Annotated in this window: 4 protein-coding genes; all 4 read left to right on the plus strand. The window is 64.7% G+C overall.

The features are described 5' to 3' along the window. Positions 1–179: 179 nt before the first annotated feature. The 4 genes from EN742_RS28000 to leuC all read left to right on the plus strand — a co-directional run bounded on the left by EN742_RS28000 (position 180) and on the right by leuC (position 3,482). Positions 180–995 carry an amino acid ABC transporter permease gene (locus EN742_RS28000; RefSeq protein WP_126057473.1) on the plus strand — a complete coding sequence of 272 codons (816 nt, stop codon included), beginning with the start codon at positions 180–182 and terminating at the stop codon, positions 993–995. A gap of 58 nt (positions 996–1,053) precedes the next feature. Further along, entirely contained in the window at positions 1,054–1,689 is a 636-nt protein-coding gene (locus EN742_RS28005) for a class I SAM-dependent methyltransferase (protein WP_127404786.1), read from the plus strand. A gap of 56 nt (positions 1,690–1,745) precedes the next feature. After that, entirely contained in the window at positions 1,746–2,006 is a 261-nt protein-coding gene (locus EN742_RS38290; protein ID WP_189375649.1) for a hypothetical protein, read from the plus strand. Between the two features lie 66 nt (positions 2,007–2,072). Next, positions 2,073–3,482 (plus strand): 3-isopropylmalate dehydratase large subunit, encoded by a 1,410-nt coding sequence (gene leuC, locus EN742_RS28015; RefSeq protein WP_126057475.1) that lies wholly within the window; start codon positions 2,073–2,075, stop codon positions 3,480–3,482. The last annotated feature ends 191 nt before the right edge of the window (positions 3,483–3,673 follow it).

The raw sequence follows: 3,673 nt of genomic DNA on the forward strand, positions 1-3,673 counted from the left end.
CTCCCCCTCAAGGGGGGAGATTGGCAGCTCCGCCGACGGTGCTCTTCATTCAACGTTGGTGATTGGCGAAAGCCAACGCGAAGTTCGATCTCCCCCCTTAAGGGGGAGATGGCCGGCAGGCCAGAGAGGGGGGCCTTGGCGCCAGCCTTTCGCGATTCTTACACCAGCGGTGCCAGCTGATGCCTGCGCCGTCCGCTTCTGCAGCCAAATCCGAATTCCCCTGGTGGCTGGCAGCCGCCCTCGTCCTCGCATTGGTCGCCGCTCTGTTCATCGCTTCCAGCGACCTCTACGCCCAGGTCTTCGCCACGGTCGCCAAGGGGATCGGCATCACCGTTTTCGTCACCGTGGTCGCCTTCGCGCTGGCCTCGGCGATCGGGCTCGGCATCGCGCTGATGGGGCTGTCGAGCTCGCGGCTGCTTCGCCAGATCGCCCGCTTCTATGTCGAGATCATCCGCGGTGTGCCGATCCTGGTGCTGCTGTTCTGGATCGCGTTCGCCGGCGCGCCGGCCTTCGTCGCGGCGTGGAACGCGCTGACAGCGCCGCTGCAGAGCGCCGGCTATCTCGGCGAATTGCAGGTGCGCGACGTCTCGCTTCTGTGGCGCGCCATCATGGCGCTGACCATCGGCTATTCCGCCTTCATCTCCGAAGTGTTCCGTGCCGGCATCCAGTCGGTCGAGAAGGGCCAGATCGAAGCGGCCAAGGCGCTGGGGCTGACGCGCGCGCAGCGCTTCCGGCTCATCGTCTTTCCGCAGGCGATCCGCACCATCCTGCCGCCGCTCGGCAATGACTTCGTCGCCATGGTCAAGGATTCCTCGCTGGTCTCGGTGCTCGGCGTCGCCGACATCACCCAGATGGGCAAGATCTACGCCGCCGGCTCGTTCCGCTTCTTCGAGACGTATTCCATCGTCGCTTACATCTATCTGATCCTCACGGTCGGCCTGTCGCTGGCGCTGAGGGGGCTCGAGAAACGGCTGCGCCGCCAGCACCAGCAATAGCCGCCCGCCAAAGACCGCGCTACGATCCTCGCCGCGCGGTAGCGGAGGAGGACAATCGATGAATTTCGACAAGGCCAATGCGGCGCTGGACTCCGTCTACACGGCCGACACGCCGGAAGCGCTTGCCAAGGCCTATGCCGAGTGGGCCGCGACCTATGACAGCGAGACCGCCTCGCTCGGTTATTTGCTCCCCTTCCTGATCACAGCCTGGGTGGCGCGCCACGTGCCTGTCGGCGAAGGTCCGCTGCTCGACGCCGGCTGCGGCACCGGCCTCTCCGGCCCGTCGCTCAAGGCACTGGGCTATGGCGACATCGCTGGGCTAGATCTTTCGGACGACATGCTGAAGCTCGCCGGCAGTCGGCAGGCTTATGGCGAGCTGAAGAAGGGGATGCTCGGCGGGCAGCTGCCCTGGCCGGACGGCCATTTCCGCGCCTTCTTTTCGACCGGCGTCTTCACCATCGGCCACGCGCCAGCCTCCGGCCTGCATGAGCTGGTGCGCATCACGAAGAGCGGCGGCCACGCCATCTTCACCGTGCGCGACCAGGTGTTCGAGAGCGGCGGCTTCCATGCGGTGTTCGACGAACTGGAGCAGGCGAAGAAATGGCGAGCCGTGGAGCAAAGTCTGTGGTTCCGCTGCTACGCGATCGGCGATCCGGAAGCGCTGGTGAAGACGTTTGTGTTTGAAGTGATGTGAGCGCCGCCCTCTTCCCCTTCTCCCCTGGGAGAAGGGGCCTCGCGAAGCGAGGTCGGATGACGGCACTCCTCCCAACACCCATCATCCGTCTCGGCGCTGCGCACCGATCCACCTTCCCCACAAGGGGGAAGGGAAAGCCGCACCGCCGCCCGCAATTGCCGAAAAGGCAAAACATTGATATGAGCAGCGCCATGGAAGAGCTTTTCGGCGATCCGGCTTATAAAAGTTTCGTGCTGCAGGACAGAAAGCGCCTGCCGTCGCGATTTGCCGCGCGCGTCTGCGGCGCGCTCACCAGCCGACTTAGCCAGGCCGACTGATCGCAGTCGTGGCGCCGGACTGCCGGCGTCTACTCTCCCCCTTTTCATATCGACGGATTTACGCACATGAGCGCACCGCGCACCCTCTACGACAAGATTTTCGACGACCATCTGGTCGACCGTCAGGACGATGGCACTTGCCTGCTCTACATCGACCGCCACCTCGTCCACGAGGTCACTAGCCCGCAAGCCTTCGAAGGCCTGCGCATGAGCGGCCGCAAGGTCCGGCATCCGGAAAAGACGCTGGCCGTGGTCGACCACAACGTGCCGACCTCGCCCGAGCGCAAGTTCGGCATCAGGAACGAGGAAAGCCGCATCCAGGTCGAGGCGCTGGCCCGGAACGCCAAGGATTTCGGCATCGACTATTATTCCGAGAACGACATCCGCCAGGGCATCGTCCACATCATCGGCCCGGAGCAGGGTTTCACCCTGCCCGGCATGACCATCGTCTGCGGCGACAGCCACACCTCCACGCACGGCGCCTTCGGCGCGCTCGCGCATGGCATCGGCACGTCGGAAGTCGAGCATGTGCTGGCCACCCAGACGCTGATCCAGCGCAAGGCCAAGAACATGCTGGTGCGTGTCGACGGCACGCTGCCCGAAGGCGTCACCGCCAAGGACATCATCCTTGCCATCATCGGCGAGATCGGCACCGCCGGCGGCACCGGCTATGTCATCGAGTATGCCGGTGAGGCGATTCGTGCGCTGTCGATGGAAGGCCGCATGACGATCTGCAACATGTCGATCGAAGGCGGGGCGCGAGCCGGCCTGATCGCGCCGGACGAGACGACCTTCGCCTATGTCAAGGACAAGCCGCGCGCGCCGAAGGGCGCGGCGTGGGACGCGGCCCTTGCCTACTGGAAGACGCTGCATTCCGACGAAGGCGCGCATTTCGACAAGGTGGTGGTGCTCGACGCGCAGAAGCTGCCGCCGATCGTCTCCTGGGGTTCCTCGCCGGAGGACGTCGTCTCCGTGCAGGGCTTCGTGCCCAACCCGGAAGAGATCACCGATGAGAACAAGCGCTCCTCGAAGCTGCGCGCGCTCGACTATATGGGGCTGACGCCCGGCACCAGGATCACCGACATCCAGCTCGACCGCGTGTTCATCGGTTCGTGCACCAATGGCCGCATCGAGGATCTGCGCGCGGCCGCCAAGGTGGTCGAGGGCAGAAAAGTCAATCCGCGCGTCAACGCCATGATCGTGCCGGGCTCCGGCCTGGTCAAGGAACAGGCGGAGGCCGAGGGTCTCGACAAGATCTTCCTCGCCGCCGGTTTCGATTGGCGCGAGCCGGGCTGCTCGATGTGCCTCGCCATGAACGACGACCGGCTGAAGCCGCACGAGCGCTGCGCCTCGACCTCGAACCGCAATTTCGAGGGCCGGCAAGGCTTCAAGGGCCGCACCCATCTGGTGTCGCCGGCCATGGCGGCGGCGGCAGCGATCGCCGGCCATTTCGTCGACATCCGCGACTGGAAATAGGCGGCCGCGACCTACCGCATACAGAACCCAAGCAGACCCCGAACCATCCCGATGGTTCGGGGTTCTTCTTTGCCCACGCCGCCGGTTTTTTCGGCAAAGCGGCCTTGGCTTAACCGCTTGTTTGGGCTTGCGCTTTAGCATCTTCCCTGACTAAGCGGGGAAATCACAGTCGTTTGGACACGGGTCTGCTC

It is taken from the genome of Mesorhizobium sp. M4A.F.Ca.ET.020.02.1.1, from assembly GCF_004022645.1.
GTDB lineage: Bacteria > Pseudomonadota > Alphaproteobacteria > Rhizobiales > Rhizobiaceae > Mesorhizobium.